The sequence below is a fragment of the Geomicrobium sp. JSM 1781026 genome, assembly GCF_041949955.1.
Classification (GTDB): domain Bacteria; phylum Bacillota; class Bacilli; order Bacillales; family Marinococcaceae; genus Geomicrobium_A.
In genome coordinates, this window is record NZ_JBHFQF010000011.1 from 47,732 (window position 1) to 63,498 (window position 15,767).

Here is a 15,767-nt window from a genome sequence, read left to right on the forward strand (position 1 = left end):
CAGATTGCGTCGAGCAGTTATCGATCTTCTTCTAAATAAGACGTTCCTTCTGCCTGAAACGTTACGCGATCATTTGAAACTTCTACCATCCAGCTTTCAAAGGTGGACCTTTCCTCGAAAGGAACAGCGATGTGAAACGTGACTTGTTCATTATATTCAATGTCTGTCAGTAAATAGCTCGATTGTCGAATTTCATTTTCTAATTTACCGAGCAATTCATACGTACAGTGTACATCATATTTTTGCATCAATCGACGATTAACGACACCAATTTCTTCTGTTCCGAGTGACACTGAACTTCCATAAGCGCGAATGAGCCCTCCGGCACCAAGTTTGATGCCGCCAAAGTAGCGGGTAACAACGACGACAGTATCTTTTAAATTCTGCTTTAGGAGGACGTTAAGCATAGGGACACCGGCGGTGCCAGATGGCTCACCATCATCATTTGCTTTTTGAATGTCGTCGTTCTCACCAATTACATACGCAGAGCAATTATGAGCTGCGTTCCAATGGTCTTTTTTGATCGTATCAATAAATTCTTTCGCTGCATCTTCTGTTGACACACGCTTCATATGTGTAATGAAACGTGATTTTTGGATAGTCTGTTCGGCTGAGCCTGTTTTTTTGATCGTATAGTACGAATTGAGCATAAAGTGGAAATTCCCCTTTCGAGACTGTAACTGCATTATAATCTTTTTGTAACACACGAAAAGCGATAAAAATGATACTGTCAGACATGTCAGCAGTTTGTATTAGAACTGTCGCAGAATATGGTATTTCTTGAACTTTTCTTCTTATTAGCCGTTTAGACCCTGAAGAATGTGCTAAAATAATCATATCGAATCGCAGCAAGCTGTCAATTTTATCGATTCGAAAGACTGGTGGGTTTGGATTGAGTTCAAAGAAATCGCTCGACCAAATCATCGAGCAAATGATGGAAACTGTTAGAGATAGTAAAGAGCAAATCTTTGAGATTTGCGAGAAAACACGTAGGGAATATGCGGGGCTGGAAGTCGAATTAAAGGATCTCCGACTCAAAGTAGCCGAGATTATTCGACAAACAGACTATAAGGAAATGCATGCACGATTAGCCCGCAATCGTCTTGCAGAAGTAAGTAAGGAATTCGGTAAGTATAGTAATGAGGAAGTTCGCAAAGCTTACGAGCATGCTAACGAACATCAAATACAACTCGCAGTACTGAACCAAGAAGAAAAGCAACATCGAGAACGAAGGGACCATATTGAGCGAAGGTTGCTTGAATTAGAAGATACAATTTCACGAGCTGAGCTGCTTGTTGGACAAGTTTCAGTCGTTCATAACTTTCTCATCGGTGATTTGCGAGAAGTAGGAGAAATCGTTGAGGATGCGAAAGAAAAGCAAGAGTTTGGATTGAAGATTATTGAAGCTCAAGAAGCGGAACGAAAACGGGTCGCTAGAGATATTCATGACGGCCCTGCCCAATTACTTGCGAATGTTTTACTTCGCGCCGAGCTCATCGAACGGGCATATAATGATAAAGGAATTGAAAGCGCACTGAAAGAAGTGAAAGATGTTCGACATGCGATTAAGGCAAGTCTCGCTGATGTCCGAAGAATCATATATGATTTAAGACCGATGGCGCTTGATGACCTTGGGCTCATTCCCACATTAAAGAAATATTTAAGTTCTGTATCTGAGCGTGTCGAGGATAAGACAGAAGTGCGCTTTATTGTGATCGGTAATGAAACACGTATGGAACCGAATTTAGAAGTTGCTCTTTTTCGCCTCGTACAAGAAGCGGTCCAGAATGGTTTGAAACATGCAGAAGCCAATCAAATCTTAGTAAAGGTTCAAGTAACAACAGACCGAATCATGCTAATCATTTCGGATGACGGCAAAGGATTTGATCATACAGAAAAGAAAGATGACAGTTTTGGAATTATGGGCATGAAAGAACGTGTAAACATGCTTAAAGGTGAATTTGCGATCGAATCAGCGATGGGTCGAGGAACCAAACTCGTCATCACAGTGCCAACGAGCGATGATTAGGAGAGAAGTTTGGGTTATAGTTTAACGCGATAAACGGGTGAAGTGAATTTACCTGAAATGCGGAGAGGTGAGTTGAGTAATGATAGAACAACAACAAGATCAAATTAAACTACTATTAATTGATGATCATAAGTTATTCCGTGAAGGGGTTAAGCGGATATTAACCATGGAGCACGACTTTGATGTTGTAGCCGAAGGGGACGACGGTGGTGAAGCTGCTGACCTTGTTGCGAGACACCGTCCTGACGTTGTGCTCATGGACATTAATATGCCAGGAGTTAATGGGGTTGAAGCGACAAAGCAACTAATTGAACGTTTTCCAGAAATCAAAGTGCTTATTTTGTCCATTCACGATGATGAAACGTACGTGACGCATGTTCTTAAGACAGGAGCTGCTGGCTACTTGTTAAAAGAAATGGATGCAGATGCTTTAATTGAAGCCGTCAAAGTTGTCGGCTCTGGTGGGGCGTACATTCACCCTAAAGTGACGCATAACTTAATTAAAGAGTACAGAAGGTTAGCGTCTGGAAACGGTGCAAATGCGGACCATGACAGCCATGAAGTAGGGTTTCGAGAGGTCGAATACAGGAAACCTCTTCATATCTTAACGAGGCGTGAATGTGAAGTGTTGCAATTAATGACAGATGGCTTTAGCAACCGGATGATCGGTGAGGATCTGTATATTAGTGAGAAGACCGTAAAGAACCACGTAAGTAATATTTTACAGAAGATGAACGTGAACGACCGTACTCAAGCAGTTGTTGAATCGATTAAAAAAGGTTGGGTAAAGGTTAGGTAAATAAAAATGTCGAAGCATAACGATCTGCTTCGACATTTTTTTATGTAATAACTTTCAATTCATTTCAAAAGGCCTTATAGTTAATATAGGAACAAAACTGAGAAGTGAGGTCCAGCATGTCTAAAATAGCGATTGTTACCGACAGCACAGCGTACCTAGACGAAGATACCATTGAACGTTACAATATTACGGTTTTGCCTCTAAGTGTGAATTTTGGTGAGGAAACAATTGAAGAGACGGAGTTAACACCGGAAGCATTTTATGACAAAATGCGCAACGCTCCGGATCTACCAACAACGTCCCAACCTGCATTGGGTCATTTCATTGAGAAGTTTGAGCAACTGTCAAAAGATCATGATGCGATTCTTTCTTTTCATCTATCAAGTGGGATTAGTGGCACGTACCAGACGGCAGTAAGCGCTGCGCGTTCCATTGAGTCTGCGAAAGTGTATCCATTTGATAGTGAAATCAGTTGTGAGCCGCAAGCTTTTTACGTGAAACGAGCCGCGGAAATGGCTGAGCGTGGTGACGATATTGACCGGATTTTTGCGAGTCTGACAGAGTTAAAACAAGCAATACGTGCGTACTTTATCGTTGACGACCTTAATCATCTTCATCGCGGAGGCCGGCTAAGCAGTGCCCAGCGCTTGATTGGTAGTGCACTGAAGATCAAACCAATCTTAGCTTTTGAGAATAAAGTTATCGTTCCATACGAGAAGGTAAGGACATACAAGAAAGCGTTAAATCGTGTGCTTGAGATGTTAGATGAAACTGCGAAAAAAGGGCGGAAAATGAAAGCATGTGTCATTCATGCAAATGCTCCTGAAGAAGCAGAAAGAATAAAAGCGACGTTAGCGTCGAAGTACGATGAAATTGAAGTGTCTATTTCTTACTTCGGCCCGGTCATAGGCACGCATCTTGGCGAGAAGTCCATTGGCCTTACGTGGTATGATTATGAATAAAGGCAGTGTAAGCTGTCTCTGTGTATAAATCAGAATATTCTTTAATTGGAGGTGTCGAATGATTTGTGCTTGGGTTCGCTCTAGCTTACATAATCAACCGTTTATTGTGCCTGTAGATTGGATAGAAGCGGATGATGAACGACAATCAGCAGAAGGGTGGATTGCTGAACTTGAAGAACCAGACAAGTATACATATACGGGACGCGTTCTGCTCATGAATGAATTAGAACAGACGCAAACTGAAATTAGAGGACGTGTCCGATCTAGAGAATATATGCTTGTCCAAGGAATCTCCGTCCAAAAAGGGAAACGCCCGGAATGTCGTCGGTGTGGCAACCATAACCGAAAACGTTTTGCTACGAATCGATGTAGTTGGTGTAAATCAAATGATTGTCTGTATTGTCGTGAGTGTATTGGAATGGGCAAAGTGACTCGTTGCACCCCGCTCGTGGCAGAAACCGCCCGACCGGCGTTCCCTGAACAACAACTTCATTGGTCTGGCGCATTAACCGCCATGCAAATAAAAGCGTCAGAACGGATGGTCCAGTCTTTAAAAGGCGAAGCACATCAAGAACAGCTCATCTGGGCAGTTTGTGGTGCTGGGAAAACAGAAATGTTATTCCCTGCCTTAATCGAAGCGGTTCGCCAACAAAAAATCATTCTAATTGCAACACCGAGAACGGACGTCGTTTTAGAGTTAATCCCTCGTTTGAAGAAAGCTTTCCCCACTCTCCAGATTGCTGGTCTTTATGGCGGCAGTGATCAACGTTTCCACAGTGCACAGCTCTTTATTTCCACTACCCATCAAACACGACGATTTCATAATTATTTTGACGTTGTTATTGTCGATGAAGTCGATGCCTTTCCTTATAGTTATGACTCTACACTTGCCTTCGCTGTCCAAAAATCCTCCACGCGCACAGCACATACATTTTATTTAAGTGCAACACCAGACAAAAAGTTAGCGAAGCGCCTCGGATCGACAGGGCAAATTGTGAAAGTGAAACGTAGGTTTCACGGCTATCCATTACCGACTCCGAGATTTTGCTGGATCGGAAATTGGAAACGAGAATATGAAAAGACGAAGACAAGTCGGTATTTATTAAATTGGATTTCAAAAAAAGACGAGGCACGGAGGAGAACATTAATTTTTGTCCCTAATCGGTCGATGGCAGAGAAACTAGCTGAGTTCATTGGTCGTTCGGACATTACATCCGTGCATAGTGAAGATCCCAGCCGTAAAGAGATTGTTGAACAGTTTCGAAGAGGTGAGTATCAACATTTATTTACGACGACGATTTTAGAGCGAGGTGTTACGTTTCCGTCGATTGACGTCGCTGTGTTCGGTGCAGAAGATGATATCTTTACAACAGCAGCACTTGTGCAAATTGCAGGAAGAGCAGGCAGAAGCGCCGCTGACCCAACTGGGGATGTCGTGTTTTTTCATTACGGAAAAACGAAGGCAATGGCGAGTGCTGTGAGAATGATTAAGGAGATGAATCGCTCATGAATACTTGCGTCTATTGTGGTATAGAAGAAACTCGTCATCCAAGTTGGGCGACATTTTTTGTCGTAAACGACCACAACCTTTGCGGTCGATGTGCCGAGCATCTAGAAAAGCTCGGATCACCGTGGTGTGAAGTGTGTAGTAGACCGATGAAAGAAAACGGCATTTGTAGTGATTGCAACCGTTGGGAATCGAGTGCGAAGTGGGCTGGGTTAATCCAAAGGAATCGGTCGGTTTTTCAGTATAATGAGTGGATGCAAGGATATTTGGCGCAGCTCAAATATCGGGGAGATGCTGCACTTGCTAATGTGTTTGCCCGTAACCTGCAACGTATTTACTGTCAACAATTCGACCGATGTTTACTCGTCCCGATCCCGTTAAGTGAACAACGAATGAGCGAAAGAGGGTTCAATCAGAGTGAGGCTCTAGCAAATTTTTCCCCTGAGAAAATAGCGGATGTATTAGTACGAACCGTCCATGAAGATAAGATGAGTAAACAAGGCCGTAAGGGTAGGCTTTCAGGGAGTGCCCGACCTTTCGTTGTCGTAAATGCTAACCCAATTCTGAATCAACATGTTCTACTCATCGATGACGTATATACGACGGGAAGCACCGTTAGAAAAGCCGCAAAGCCATTGCTTGAAAAAGGAGCGATAAGTGTTTCTTCATTAACATTAGTGCGTAGTTGATTTCTGTTTCTTTTGTCCTATTATTGCATGAGTTACTAAACCGCAACCCGAAGTTGACCGATAGTAATAGTAGAAGAGTGCTTTTGGAGGTGCCGAGCATGGCAGAGTTGATGAATTGCAAATCGTGTGGCAATCTGTACGTAAAGACGATTCGAGATGTTTGTGATTCATGCTGGGGTGAGGCAGAAAAGCGATTTGAACGTGTCTACCAATTTGTAAAGAAGAAAGAAAACCGTAAAGCGACCATACAAGAGACCTCAGACCATACGGATGTAACAGAAAGCGAGATCTTGGATTATGTGCGCACCGGACGAATTCAACTAACAGACTTACCTGGATTCAATTGGCCATGTCACTTTTGTGGAAAACCAACTCGAAGCGGCCAACTGTGTCCTGCGTGTGAAAAACGGTTGTCTGAAGATCTTCATGAAAGCATGTCCCCAGTCGAAGGTTCAGGGCAGCGAGCATACTGGGTAAAAAACGAGCATCACGAAAGGAGAAAATCATGAAAATCCCTTCTTTTGGATCAATTAATCAGTACTATAAACAATCGCAAGTGAAGTCAACACCCGCAAGTAAAGGGGAAGCAAAACAAGATCGTGTAGAAATTTCTCAAGCGGCAAAAGAGATGCAATTAGGAAAAGTAGACCCGGCAAGAGAGCAGAGGGTACAAGAGTTGCAAGCGAAGATTGATGCGGGTGAGTACCGAGTAGATGAGCGAGCGGTAGCAAAGAAATTTTATGATTATTGGAATGAAGAACGATGAGTGGTAGAGAGGAAGCTGGCATGAGTGTCGTAAACGAATTAGCTAACGCATTCGAACAGCTTGAACAACGGCATCTTTATCTTTTGGAGTTAGCTGAGCGGAAAACAGAAGAAATAAAGCAAGCCAATGTAAAGGCGATCCAAGAGGTAGTGAAATTTGAACGAGAGCAAGTAAAAGAGGTTCGGCGACTTGAACGTGATCGTCAACAAATGACAGCGCGTGTCATGAAAGAATTTGTACCACACGAGCCTTCGGATGTACCGATGAGTGAGTGGGTTAACAAGTTGCCTGACGAGGAACAATCTCTGCTTACGCAACGTTCATCCACGCTTCTTGCAGCCATTGAACGATTGAAAGAGCGAAATGAGTTGAATCAAGAATTGCTGTCCGATAGCTTAGCTGTCGTTCAATCGACACTACAAATGATTCAGCCTGATGAAGAGGCGATTGCTTATGCACCTGCAGGGTCTTCGGCGAAAGGGAAAAACGATTATCAACGATATTCAGCCTTTGATTCAAAGGCGTAGAAAGGGGAGGTTGTGATGGGTTCTACATTCCATGGTTTGCACACCGCATACAAAGGGTTAATGGCACAACAACAAGCGTTAAAGACGACTGGACATAATATTGCAAATGCCAATACCCCAGGCTATTCACGTCAACGTGTGAATTTTTCAGCCTCACAAGCATTCCCGGCACCGGGTATGAATGCACCCTCGATTCCAGGTCAAATTGGCACGGGTGTAGACGTGGATTCTGTACAACGGATTCGTAATGAATTTCTTGATCAGCAATTTCGCGGAGAACACGGCAAAGCTGGGTATTGGGAGAAGGTTCACGAATCGTACATACGAATGGAAGACATTATGAACGAACCAACCGATCATGGACTTAGCAGCGTGATGGACGAGTTTTGGCAGGCGTTGCAAGTGCTCGCTGATAATCCGAACGATAACAGTGCGAGAGAAGTCGTTCGCCAACAAGGGGAAGCGCTCGCAGATACGTACAACTATATGCAAAGTTCACTACAGACTGTTCAAATCGAACTGGACAAAGAACTTGAAGCATCGGTTAATAAAGTGAACAACTTGATGCAACAAATTCAAGACTTGAGCAACGATATTAATCGGATGGAACCTCACGGATATGTTCCGAATGACTTGTACGATCAAAGAGACCGCCTCATTGATGAACTTTCGGAGTATTTGCCGATCGAAGTTGAGCGGGTAGGGGAAGCTGGTGGGAACAGCCACCCGATTGCGATGGGACCGATTCAAATTCACCTTACTGATGCGAATGGTGACCGTATCGAGGATGGGCTGATTGTTCCTTTTGATGATCTCCCTGCGTTAGTGTATGAAGATGGTGGAATTTCCATCAACGAGATCACAGACTTAGGCAACTTAGGCAAGATTAGCGCATTGCATCAAAGCGTTCACGACACGTACCCGAATATGATGGGTGATCTTCAGGACATGATGAGTTCGTTTGTTGATGCGTTTAACGGTGTACACAATGATGGAAGTGATGAGTCAGTCGACTTCTTTAATTTCTCAGGTGACACCCTTGAGCTCAGCGAAGCGATTCGTAATAATATTCAAAACATCAATGCAGGTTCGTCTGGCAGTAGTGACGGCTCGAACGCTTTGTTACTTGCAGCTGAGATTGATGAACTAGCTGAAGGATACCGCACGATCATCGGACAGATGGCAGTCAAGACGAGCAATGCTGCTCGAAATGACTATAACAGCCAATCACGGTTATCAACGATTGATGGCAACCGGATGGCGATGAGTGCGGTTAGTTTGGACGAAGAGATGGTCAACATGATTACTTTTCAGCATGCGTACAATGCCGCTGCGCGCCAAATTACAGTCATTGATGAAATGCTCGATACGATTATTAACCGTATGGGTGTGGTCGGACGATAATGGAAAGTGAGGGAGAACGATGCGGGTAACGCAAACGATGATTGCCAATCAGACGCTTCGCCACATTCAGAGCAACTATTCACAGATCTCAAAATATCAAGACCAACTTGCGACAGGAAAGAAGATTAGCCGCGCGTCTCAAGACCCGGTTGCTGCGACAAGTGGGATGTTTTATCGCACGCAAGTCCGGGAGATCGAACAGTTTCAGAGAAACATTTCTTCGGCACAAACGTGGGTAGAGACGAGTGATCAGGCGGTTTATGACGTAAACCTTGCGATGCAGCGGGTACGAGAGCTGACTGTACAAGCGTCTAATGATACATACGATGAGACGCAACGGGCGGCTGTTGCTGAAGAGATTGCACAAATTATCGATCATATTGCCGATGTCGGTAATACACAAGTAAATAAGAAATATATTTTTAACGGGACGGATGCAGGGGAGAAGCCTATCGCCCAAGCTGAATTCGACATAAGCATTGAGCAGTTAACGGAAATGGAAGGCCAGGAAGAAGGATCCATAGATGGTGCGGTGCTTTATTACGAAGGCAACGTTTATGTTTGGAGTGATGGCGCCTTCTCCTCAGACAATGAAGATCTTCCCGATATAAGCATTGAAGATTTCGGTGAAAGTGTCGATCCCGACAAGGCGGTTCTATTTGGACCGAATGCAATTCAGATGAACGGTGAAAACGTTAATCTTGAACTCATGAAAGATGTAGAAATTCCAGTGAATGTTAACGGGAATGACGTATTCAGTCATCAAATGTTTGGTGATCTCATTCTATTGCAGCGAGCGATGACCGATGAAGAAGCAGATATCGGTCATCACCTGCAAACGGTGGACGAGCATATGGACGATATTCTTACGGTAGAAGCGCAAATTGGGGCGAAACAAAACCGTATCGACCTCACTGAGGCGCGTATGGACCAGCAATTTGTTACGGCGACAAGAATTATGTCTGATAATGAGGATGCAGATATATCAGCTGCAATCATAAATCTCGTTATCCACGAAAGTGTCTTGAACGCTTCTTTAGGTGCAGGTGCCAGAATTATGCAACCGAGCCTTATGGATTTTCTCCGCTAAAAGAACCGTAACAGGATTTTAACGATCCTTGTTACGGTTCTTTTATTTGTGGCGAAACATTATACCTGTGTAAACGATATCAAGTCTCTTTAAGCACGAGAAGTGCTATTTCGCCTTTCGAACGAATCATAAATCAGTTAGAATAGAGGAAAGTTTATCCAATAAAGTGAAGGTGATGTTGCGTTGAAAGTAAGTACAAAATATTTTGGAGAAGTGGAAAGCGATCTTACAGAAGTTATACAATTTCCATATGGATTGCCTGGATTTGAACGAGAGAAGCAGTTTATCCTCCTGCCATTTGGGGCAGACACCGACTCTCCTTTTCACGTGTTGCAGTCAATCACCCGAGCGGAAGTCGCGTTTATCGTTGCGGATGTGTTTCAATTTTTCCCGGAATACGAAGTGGAAATTTCAGAAAGCGACGTGCTCGCACTAGAATTGGAAAATGAATACCGGACAGCGCTTTGGGGATTGATCACCATTAAAGAGCCTTTTGCTGATTCAACAATGAATTTGGTTGCTCCTGTTGTCATAAATGTGGAAAAAAAGCTAGCAAAGCAGTCATTTAAAGATCATACTACGTATACACGCAAGGAACGTCTTTTCCGACAGGTGAAGGAGGGGTAACCATATGCTCGTTTTAACGCGTAAAGCCGATGAAGCCATCAAAATCGGAGATCAAATCGAAATTAAGATTATTGGCATCGAGAATGATCAAGTAAAAATTGGCATTGAAGCTCCTAAGCATATTGATATTCACAGAAAAGAAATTTATATAGAAATTCAAGAAGAAAATAAAGAAGCTGCAATGATTTCTGAGGAACTTTTTTCCCAGATTCGTAATCTGAAAAACTAGCATAAATAATAGATATATAGATTAAATAATGAAATATAAGTCCAAACACATATATTTGTGAAATTTTCTGTGTGAAACCTGTGTGTGGAATATGATATTTTGTCTTAAAAATAATTCTAAAACACTAGTTCTATTCTCCGTCCCAGCCCGTTCCCTAATTTTGTCATGATTATTGCACCTTGCCCAGGTTGATGAACATTGTTAATCTTTCAACGAGAAGGTGTTAACTATCTGTTTGTTCTCTTGGTTTTATCACGAATTATGGTTCTTAAGTCTTAATTATAAAATAAGCAAACGTTTGATTAAGGATCGATGATGAAGGAGGGATCATTCATGCAAATCTCTGCCCGACCCCGCCATGGGAAGAAGGCGGAACCCTCTCGTCCTTTTCTTTGGCTACAACTAGGTGGAAAAAGGAATGATGAATACTTACTCACAGCATTAAAAGCAATTGGATTTGATGCTGAATATTTCGAACATACACCAGTTCGAGCCGATGAACTCCGAACACGAGTTACTTTGCTCGCAAAGGAAGAGAGTTTTCGCATATTAGAAGGTAGTGAGTTGCGAAAATTAATGAGAGACTACCGGATCCTTGCGGCAATTCCCGCTGATACCCCGGACCTATTGAGAAAAGCCGTTCATTCGGATATTTCAACACTCATTTGTATTAATCAAACCTCTAGACAAATAGCGCAACATTTTGCCGTTGCCAATGATTATTCGTCATACGTTGATCCGCTCCTGCAGATGGAACTCGTCGAAGTTCTACGTCTAAATCGTGGATCACTGCGAGATGAGAAACCGTTTAAAATTACGAAAAACGACGAAGACAATGACGCGCTGAAGCTTGACCACGCGAAGGCGTCAATGAGACTGACGGCTTCAGAGTGCAGAGTATTAGACTCGATTTTAAAAGGCAAAAGTAACCGAAAGATTGCTGAAGATGACTTTTTGAGCGTTTCAACAGTAAATAATCATGTAAGTCAATTAACGAAAAAGATCAATGCAAACGATCGTACCCATGCCATTAAGCGCGTGATCCAGCTCGGTTGGCTTCGGTCAGGCTGACTCCGTCCGCTAAACAAATCTAGAAAAGCTCCGATACTATAAGTAACACGACGAGCGGAGTCAGGAGCTAGCTCGCTCGTTGCAGACTTTCGAACACGCGGAGATGGTCAATGGTGTATGAACGGGAATTAGTGAAACAGCTAGAAATTGTAAGCGGTCGAATTGTTTTTACAATGGAACATAGTTTATACTTAATTGAGAACCAGTCTAGGAAAGCAACAATTATTAGTGAACTCAAGCACGTTCTAGATTTTTATAAAGAGCTTGATTCTTACATTCCAAGGACTGGAGACAACAGTGAAATTGGGAACGTTAAAGCGAGATTAACCCGCGCGCGACGTGGAATTGAAGAAGCGATTAGTATTGTTGAACTTGGTTATTACAGTCGTGCGCAAGACGTGCTGGCCAATCATCTGCTCCCTGCCAGCAAAAGGTTTCTTGAACATTTGCCGATGGCATTTTCTTTAGAACCGAATGCATAAAGGAGGACAATGGTTTGGATATTGCCGGACTATCAATGCTACAATCTCAACATATCGCTGGTGTAGAGTTGAACACTGCACTACTAAAGAAAGTAAAAGAAACGGCTGATGAGCATGGGCAGAGAATGAATCAAATGCTAGAAGGAATTCATCAAGCCGAAAGAATTGCTGAACCATATAAAGGAACGGCAATTAATATTCGTGCGTAATGTGGGAGTAGCTCGTTAGCTACTCTTTTTTAATTTCTAAAATTTGTCATTTGAACGTATCCTTAGCCTTATCTTCAGTAGAGGAGCTGTACTTTTCGGTGATTCAGCCGATATTAGAAAAAACTGAATAAGGGCAGGGATGAATATGGAAACGAATGACATTACTGTGCGCCCTTCAACGATCGCACAAGCTTCGCTGCCGCGAGCGCAAAAGAACGAAGGAGTTGAACTGCAAAACAAGGCAAAAACGATGGAATTGGCGCAAGTAAAAATTCATGTGGATGAAGCGAATGAAAGGCTGCAGTCGGTGCATACAAATTTACGATTTAAGATTCATGAAGATTTATCAAGGGTGTATGTACAAGTCGTTGATCGCTTCTCTGATGAAGTCGTAAGAGAAGTTCCTCCAGAGAAGTTGCTAGATATGAGTGCAGCTTTACTTAGGCAAGTCGGTTTGATTGTTGATGAAAGAAGTTAGAGCGGCTATTGTAGCCGCTTTTTTCGTTGAAGCAGACCGACCTTCGACCTATCTTTTTGATGACCGGTAAATGATTGATTATATTGGTCGATAAAAGGAATAACAAGGAAACTGAGCGGGGTGAAGGAATGAGAATTTCAGGGTTTGCGTCAGGAATGGATATCGATCAGATGGTGCGGGATCTTATGCGGGCGGAGCGGGCACCGATGGACAAGTTCATGCAACAACAAACTTTTAAGAACTGGCAAGTTGAAGCATATCGAGAATTGAACACGAAGATTCGGTCCTTCGAACAATCTGTGTTTGATCGTTTGCTAACACCGAGTAAATTTCTCGGACGCACGGGCACGTCAACGAATGACAGTCTCGTGAGCGTCACTTCATCGTCAGGTACGGGGAATGCCCAGTATACGATTAATTCTGTATCCCAACTTGCAACGGCTGCATCTGCGTTTAGTACAGAGCGGGTCGGGGGAGAGGATTTTGATGTGCGTTCGCCGCTGAATGAGCAAGGAGTTAGTTGGAGCACGGGTAAAGTCGTCACGGATACGGCAGTGCACGAAGGAGATGGGCAGTTTTCATTCGGCAGTGAGCATGACAACATCAAAGCCGATTCCGAAACGATCGTTCGTGTAAATGGGCGCACTTATGAAGTAGTGAATGATGAGCCAAAGGCAGGGCAAGTCCGAATTGAAGGAAATACGCTTCAGTTCAAGGACGGGGCTGTAGGCGAGAATGACCGGGTGGAAGTCGAGTTTATTACTGAAGCTGACGAGAAGTACAAGAAGGCGAGCATCTCGACGTTTAATGAGCGCGGAGAAGAAGTGATGCATAGCATCTTCATAAAGCCGGGAGACTCGCTCCAGACGGTGATGAACAAGTTTAACAATAGCGGTGTAGGCGTGAACATGTTCTATGATGACCATATGGGGCAAGTCGTCGTCTCACGAACTGAGACGGGCGTTTTCAATCAAGACGGTCCTGAAATTCGATTTGATTCACATCTTGGTTCAGAGAATTCGGGGGCTAACACTTTCTTTGGAGGATTTCTTAATTTCGAAGAAACGAACGATCAAGGAGCAAAAAATGCCAAGTTTGAAATTAACGGTTTATCAACAGAGCGCAGATCGAACACGTTTTCGGTTGGAAATCTGACGATGACGCTTGGAGGAATATTTGATTCGCCAGTAACGGTCTCTTCTTCTGTAGATACCGATAAAATTGTAGATAACATTACGGCATTTGTTGATGAATACAACGCCCTAATCGATGAAATCCATGGAAACGTAAACGAACGACAAAACCGCGATTTTCCACCGCTTACGGATGAACAACGTCGTGAGATGAGCGAATATGAAGTGGAAATGTGGGAAGAGAAAGCACGCAGTGGCTTAATGAGTCGGGATCGGCAATTGAGTGCATTTTTAAGCGACATGAGAATGACGATGTATCAAACCGTTGAAAACGGACAGTCGGACATCCGTCACTTGAGTGACCTTGGTATTACGACATCGAATGACTATCTTGAAAACGGGAAGCTTGAAATTGATCAAGCAAAACTGAGAGCAGCGGTTCAGGATGATCCTGAAGGGGCTTACAATTTCTTTGCACAAACGGGTGAAAACCCGGGATTAGCTAGGCAATTGCGGAGCGATATAAACGGTGCGAGCGATTTGGTTTCAAGAAAAGCAGGAGGGTCGAGCGGGCGTCACCAAAATCATCAATTCTCATTAGGAAGAGAATTAAATAATCTTGATACGAGAATTAGCAATTTTGAACGTCGCCTTGAACAGAAAGAACAACGGTATTGGCGGCAGTTTACAGCGATGGAACAAGCCATTGCTCGTGCAAACTCTCAAGGGGATATGTTGTACAACTTTATGTTCGGGAACGGAAATATGATGTAGGAGGTCAAGGCAATGACATTTACCGGTGCAAATGCTCAACATGCGTATCAACAGAATCAATTTCAAACAGCATCTCCTGGGGAGCTGACACTCATGCTCTTTAATGGTTGTTTGAAATTTATTAAACTAGCGGAGAAGGCAATGGATGAAAATGATCACGAAAATAAAAATGTCAACATTTCTAAAGCCCAAAACATTATTCGTGAACTGATGGTTACGCTTAGAGTGAGTGACGAAACGACCGAACAGATGATGAAAATGTATGACTTCATTTATGATCAGCTTGTACAAGCAAATGTTCAAAGTGATCGTGAAGCGTTAAAAACAGCCAATACGTTCGTAGCGGAATTTCGTGATACGTGGAAACAAGTCGTGCAGCTCGATCGCAAAGAGCGGCATGCCAGTGGAGCGAGACTACAATGACAATGATTACGATTCTCCATGAGTTAACGGAGAAGCTGTACAACCATATTCAAAAGCCTTTGCCGCCGGATGATGATGAGCGCGAACGGTACTTAGCAATGATCGATGTATATTTGGAAAAACGGGAGAAAAGAATGAACGCTGCTGATCATCCTGGCGAGGCGGTGACGCGCGATCCAAAAGCGTTAGAGATTGTCCGTATGAACGAAGTGATTCAAGAACGGATGACCGAAATCAAAAACCTTATTGGTCAAGACCTCCATCAAACCCGAACAAAGAAATCAATTCAAACCCGTTATGAACGTGCTGACCAAGGAGCGGTTGGAGAAGGGTATTACTTTGATCGTAAAAATTAACACTTGTGAGTGTAAGACCTTTCGATCAACGCCCTTTCCGCTCGCTTAGGAAAGGGTTTTTTTCATTTACTTGGATAAATTCGTCGCAATGGTGCAACAAATACTTTCGTTAATTTTGTTGAATGTAGCACTTCTTGACATGCCTTAATAGAAGGTGGTGCCCTGACTTTAATAAAAAGTATATTATGGTTTCCTTTTTCACTCTGGCTATG

The 15,767-nt window shown here is 43.2% G+C and carries 20 protein-coding genes; 19 read left to right on the forward strand and 1 reads right to left on the reverse strand.

Annotation, left to right across the window (positions count from 1 at the left end):
- Positions 1 to 17: 17 nt before the first annotated feature.
- Positions 18 to 650: a YigZ family protein gene (locus ACE1TF_RS17460; protein WP_375018696.1), complete on the reverse strand. Its 633-nt coding sequence runs from the start codon at positions 648 to 650 to the stop codon at positions 18 to 20.
- Positions 651 to 892: 242 nt separating this feature from the next.
- Here ACE1TF_RS17460 and ACE1TF_RS17465 point away from each other — a divergent pair, with 242 nt between their 5' ends.
- The 19 genes from ACE1TF_RS17465 to fliT all read left to right on the forward strand — a co-directional run bounded on the left by ACE1TF_RS17465 (position 893) and on the right by fliT (position 15,555).
- Positions 893 to 2,029 (forward strand): sensor histidine kinase, encoded by a 1,137-nt coding sequence (locus ACE1TF_RS17465; protein WP_375018698.1) that lies wholly within the window; start codon positions 893 to 895, stop codon positions 2,027 to 2,029.
- A gap of 79 nt (positions 2,030 to 2,108) precedes the next feature.
- Entirely contained in the window at positions 2,109 to 2,828 is a 720-nt protein-coding gene (locus tag ACE1TF_RS17470; RefSeq protein WP_042397964.1) for a response regulator transcription factor, read from the forward strand.
- A gap of 116 nt (positions 2,829 to 2,944) precedes the next feature.
- On the forward strand, positions 2,945 to 3,790 hold the full coding sequence (locus tag ACE1TF_RS17475) for a DegV family protein (protein ID WP_042397967.1): 846 nt from the start codon (positions 2,945 to 2,947) through the stop codon (positions 3,788 to 3,790).
- A gap of 58 nt (positions 3,791 to 3,848) precedes the next feature.
- Positions 3,849 to 5,300 carry an ATP-dependent helicase ComFA gene (locus ACE1TF_RS17480; RefSeq protein WP_375018701.1) on the forward strand — a complete coding sequence of 484 codons (1,452 nt, stop codon included), beginning with the start codon at positions 3,849 to 3,851 and terminating at the stop codon, positions 5,298 to 5,300.
- Positions 5,297 to 5,986 (forward strand): ComFC family protein, encoded by a 690-nt coding sequence (locus ACE1TF_RS17485; protein ID WP_052363507.1) that lies wholly within the window; start codon positions 5,297 to 5,299, stop codon positions 5,984 to 5,986. Before ACE1TF_RS17480 ends, ACE1TF_RS17485 begins: the two co-directional genes overlap by 4 nt.
- A 98-nt stretch (positions 5,987 to 6,084) precedes the next feature.
- Positions 6,085 to 6,495 (forward strand): TIGR03826 family flagellar region protein, encoded by a 411-nt coding sequence (locus ACE1TF_RS17490; protein WP_042398111.1) that lies wholly within the window; start codon positions 6,085 to 6,087, stop codon positions 6,493 to 6,495.
- Entirely contained in the window at positions 6,492 to 6,752 is a 261-nt protein-coding gene (flgM, locus tag ACE1TF_RS17495) for a flagellar biosynthesis anti-sigma factor FlgM (protein WP_052363509.1), read from the forward strand. Before ACE1TF_RS17490 ends, flgM begins: the two co-directional genes overlap by 4 nt.
- Complete coding sequence (locus tag ACE1TF_RS17500) at positions 6,749 to 7,279, forward strand: flagellar protein FlgN (RefSeq protein ID WP_042397972.1); 531 nt, start codon at positions 6,749 to 6,751, stop codon at positions 7,277 to 7,279. Before flgM ends, ACE1TF_RS17500 begins: the two co-directional genes overlap by 4 nt.
- Positions 7,280 to 7,294: 15 nt before the next feature.
- Complete coding sequence (flgK, locus tag ACE1TF_RS17505; protein WP_375018705.1) at positions 7,295 to 8,683, forward strand: flagellar hook-associated protein FlgK; 1,389 nt, start codon at positions 7,295 to 7,297, stop codon at positions 8,681 to 8,683.
- A gap of 19 nt (positions 8,684 to 8,702) precedes the next feature.
- Positions 8,703 to 9,773, forward strand: coding sequence for a flagellar hook-associated protein FlgL (flgL, locus tag ACE1TF_RS17510; protein ID WP_375018707.1), 1,071 nt, complete (start codon positions 8,703 to 8,705; stop codon positions 9,771 to 9,773).
- A gap of 183 nt (positions 9,774 to 9,956) precedes the next feature.
- Entirely contained in the window at positions 9,957 to 10,400 is a 444-nt protein-coding gene (gene fliW / locus ACE1TF_RS17515; RefSeq protein ID WP_042397981.1) for a flagellar assembly protein FliW, read from the forward strand.
- A 4-nt stretch (positions 10,401 to 10,404) separates the two neighbouring features.
- On the forward strand, positions 10,405 to 10,629 hold the full coding sequence (gene csrA / locus ACE1TF_RS17520) for a carbon storage regulator CsrA (RefSeq protein WP_042397984.1): 225 nt from the start codon (positions 10,405 to 10,407) through the stop codon (positions 10,627 to 10,629).
- Positions 10,630 to 10,962: 333 nt separating this feature from the next.
- Positions 10,963 to 11,700, forward strand: a complete 738-nt coding sequence (locus ACE1TF_RS17525; protein WP_375018710.1) for a helix-turn-helix transcriptional regulator — start codon at positions 10,963 to 10,965, stop codon at positions 11,698 to 11,700.
- Between the two features lie 110 nt (positions 11,701 to 11,810).
- Positions 11,811 to 12,182 (forward strand): hypothetical protein, encoded by a 372-nt coding sequence (locus tag ACE1TF_RS17530; RefSeq protein WP_042397987.1) that lies wholly within the window; start codon positions 11,811 to 11,813, stop codon positions 12,180 to 12,182.
- A gap of 14 nt (positions 12,183 to 12,196) precedes the next feature.
- On the forward strand, positions 12,197 to 12,391 hold the full coding sequence (locus ACE1TF_RS17535; protein WP_375018712.1) for a putative motility protein: 195 nt from the start codon (positions 12,197 to 12,199) through the stop codon (positions 12,389 to 12,391).
- A 145-nt stretch (positions 12,392 to 12,536) separates the two neighbouring features.
- Positions 12,537 to 12,869, forward strand: coding sequence for a flagellar protein FlaG (locus ACE1TF_RS17540; RefSeq protein ID WP_375018714.1), 333 nt, complete (start codon positions 12,537 to 12,539; stop codon positions 12,867 to 12,869).
- 128 nt (positions 12,870 to 12,997) lie between these two features.
- Positions 12,998 to 14,776, forward strand: a complete 1,779-nt coding sequence (gene fliD / locus ACE1TF_RS17545) for a flagellar filament capping protein FliD (protein ID WP_375018716.1) — start codon at positions 12,998 to 13,000, stop codon at positions 14,774 to 14,776.
- A gap of 12 nt (positions 14,777 to 14,788) precedes the next feature.
- Positions 14,789 to 15,199: a flagellar export chaperone FliS gene (fliS, locus tag ACE1TF_RS17550; protein ID WP_375018718.1), complete on the forward strand. Its 411-nt coding sequence runs from the start codon at positions 14,789 to 14,791 to the stop codon at positions 15,197 to 15,199.
- Positions 15,196 to 15,555, forward strand: coding sequence for a flagellar protein FliT (gene fliT, locus ACE1TF_RS17555; protein ID WP_375018720.1), 360 nt, complete (start codon positions 15,196 to 15,198; stop codon positions 15,553 to 15,555). Before fliS ends, fliT begins: the two co-directional genes overlap by 4 nt.
- The last annotated feature ends 212 nt before the right edge of the window (positions 15,556 to 15,767 follow it).

Coding starts and splice junctions, on each gene's coding strand:
- ACE1TF_RS17460 (WP_375018696.1), bottom strand. CDS start 650: ATGCTCAATTCGTACTATACGATCAAAAAAACAGGCTCAGCCGAACAG.
- ACE1TF_RS17470 (WP_042397964.1), top strand. CDS start 2,109: ATGATAGAACAACAACAAGATCAAATTAAACTACTATTAATTGATGAT.
- ACE1TF_RS17475 (WP_042397967.1), top strand. CDS start 2,945: ATGTCTAAAATAGCGATTGTTACCGACAGCACAGCGTACCTAGACGAA.
- ACE1TF_RS17480 (WP_375018701.1), top strand. CDS start 3,849: ATGATTTGTGCTTGGGTTCGCTCTAGCTTACATAATCAACCGTTTATT.
- ACE1TF_RS17485 (WP_052363507.1), top strand. CDS start 5,297: ATGAATACTTGCGTCTATTGTGGTATAGAAGAAACTCGTCATCCAAGT.
- ACE1TF_RS17490 (WP_042398111.1), top strand. CDS start 6,085: ATGGCAGAGTTGATGAATTGCAAATCGTGTGGCAATCTGTACGTAAAG.
- flgM (WP_052363509.1), top strand. CDS start 6,492: ATGAAAATCCCTTCTTTTGGATCAATTAATCAGTACTATAAACAATCG.
- ACE1TF_RS17500 (WP_042397972.1), top strand. CDS start 6,749: ATGAGTGGTAGAGAGGAAGCTGGCATGAGTGTCGTAAACGAATTAGCT.
- flgK (WP_375018705.1), top strand. CDS start 7,295: ATGGGTTCTACATTCCATGGTTTGCACACCGCATACAAAGGGTTAATG.
- flgL (WP_375018707.1), top strand. CDS start 8,703: ATGCGGGTAACGCAAACGATGATTGCCAATCAGACGCTTCGCCACATT.
- csrA (WP_042397984.1), top strand. CDS start 10,405: ATGCTCGTTTTAACGCGTAAAGCCGATGAAGCCATCAAAATCGGAGAT.
- ACE1TF_RS17525 (WP_375018710.1), top strand. CDS start 10,963: ATGCAAATCTCTGCCCGACCCCGCCATGGGAAGAAGGCGGAACCCTCT.
- ACE1TF_RS17530 (WP_042397987.1), top strand. CDS start 11,811: ATGGTGTATGAACGGGAATTAGTGAAACAGCTAGAAATTGTAAGCGGT.
- ACE1TF_RS17540 (WP_375018714.1), top strand. CDS start 12,537: ATGGAAACGAATGACATTACTGTGCGCCCTTCAACGATCGCACAAGCT.
- fliD (WP_375018716.1), top strand. CDS start 12,998: ATGAGAATTTCAGGGTTTGCGTCAGGAATGGATATCGATCAGATGGTG.
- fliS (WP_375018718.1), top strand. CDS start 14,789: ATGACATTTACCGGTGCAAATGCTCAACATGCGTATCAACAGAATCAA.
- fliT (WP_375018720.1), top strand. CDS start 15,196: ATGACAATGATTACGATTCTCCATGAGTTAACGGAGAAGCTGTACAAC.